Source organism: Rhodococcus sp. IEGM 1241 (assembly GCF_033142365.1).
Lineage (GTDB): Bacteria > Actinomycetota > Actinomycetes > Mycobacteriales > Mycobacteriaceae > Rhodococcus_F > Rhodococcus_F erythropolis.
The window spans coordinates 1-1,419 of the sequence record NZ_JAWLSE010000055.1 but is presented as its reverse complement, the minus strand read 5'-3'; the positions used below and the strand labels follow the sequence as shown (position 1 = coordinate 1,419).

Genomic DNA, 1,419 nt, shown 5'->3' with positions numbered 1-1,419 from the left:
GAGGAATCGTCAAATTCTGTGGATTAAGGTGTGTCAGGCGACCTCGGATACCGGCGTGTCCGGTGACGGTTCCGGGGTGATCTCGACGGGTCGTTCGAGGAGCTTGCCCTTGTGGAACAGCGCACCGGCCCGCACCAACGCCACCAGGTGCGGGGCGTTCACGGCCCGCCAGCGGGCCTGGGCGGCCTCGATCAGCTTGTAGGCCATCGCCATCCCCGCCGCCCGCGACCCCGGGCCCTTTGTCACCTTGGTTCTCAAACGCACTGTCGCAAAAGTCGATTCGATCGGATTTGTCGTGCGCAGATGCACCCAGTGCTCAGCCGGATACCGGAAGAACTCGAGCAGCACGTCGGCGTCGTCGGTGATCTTCGCGACCGCCTTCGGGTACTTCGCGCCGTAATCGATCTCGAATGCCTTGATCGCCACCTGCGCCTTGTCGATGTCCTCGGCGAGGTAGATCTCCTTCATCGCCGCCAACGCACCAGGATGAGCCGACTTCGGCAGCGCAGAAAGAACATTCGCCTGCTTGTGAAACCAGCAGCGCTGTTCCCGCGTTTCCGGGAACACCTCGCGCAGGGCCCGCCAGAACCCCAAGGCACCGTCACCGACCGCCAGCACCGGGGCCCGCATCCCACGCCGGCGGCAATCCCGCAGCAGGTCCGCCCAGGACTCGGTCGATTCCCGGTACCCGTCGGAGAGGGCGACGAGCTCCTTACGGCCGTCGGCGCGGACACCGATCATCACCAACAGGCAAAGTTTCTCCTGCTCGAGACGCACTTTCAGGTGAATACCATCGACCCAGAGATAGACGTAATCCGCCTCCGAGAGATCCCGGGCGGCGAAGGCTCTCGCCTCGTCCTGCCACTGCGTCGTGAGGCGGGTGATCGAACTGGCCGACAGGCCGGCACCGGTGCCGAGGAACTGTTCGAGGGCGGGACCGAAGTCGCTGGTCGAGAGCCCGTGCAGGTACAGCAGCGGCAGCACCTCGGACACCTGCGCGGATTTGCGGGCCCATGCCGGCAGGATCGTCGAGGAGAACCGCCTACGTTCACCGGTGTCGGGGTCGACGCGCTTGTCATTGACCCGCGGCGCCTTCACCGCCACCGCGCCGGCGGCGGTGACCACCTCGTGCTCGGCGTGGTAGCCATTGCGGACCACCAGCCGGTGACCGTTGTCGTCGATCTCACCGGCATGCCGGGCGATGTAGTCGGCGACCTCGGCCTGCAGGGCTGCGGCGAGCATCTGCCGGGCGCCGTCGCGGACGATCTCGTCGAGCAACGAGCGGCCCGCGCCGACTGCCTGGCCGGTCTCGTTGGAGTCGTCGTCGTAGTCCACTATCGTGAGCACGGGCGTACCTTCCCGCCAGCGTTGGCGCGCTGGACTTGATCAGAATCCTGTTCGTGTACAGATCATCATCCG

1 protein-coding gene is annotated in these 1,419 nt (G+C 65.7%); it reads right to left on the bottom strand.

Going from position 1 to position 1,419, the window contains the following annotated elements; all coding sequences use genetic code 11:
• Positions 1-33: 33 nt before the first annotated feature.
• On the bottom strand, positions 34-1,347 hold the full coding sequence (locus tag R4P70_RS32575) for an IS256 family transposase (RefSeq protein WP_030538128.1): 1,314 nt from the start codon (positions 1,345-1,347) through the stop codon (positions 34-36).
• Between the last annotated feature and the right edge of the window lie 72 nt (positions 1,348-1,419).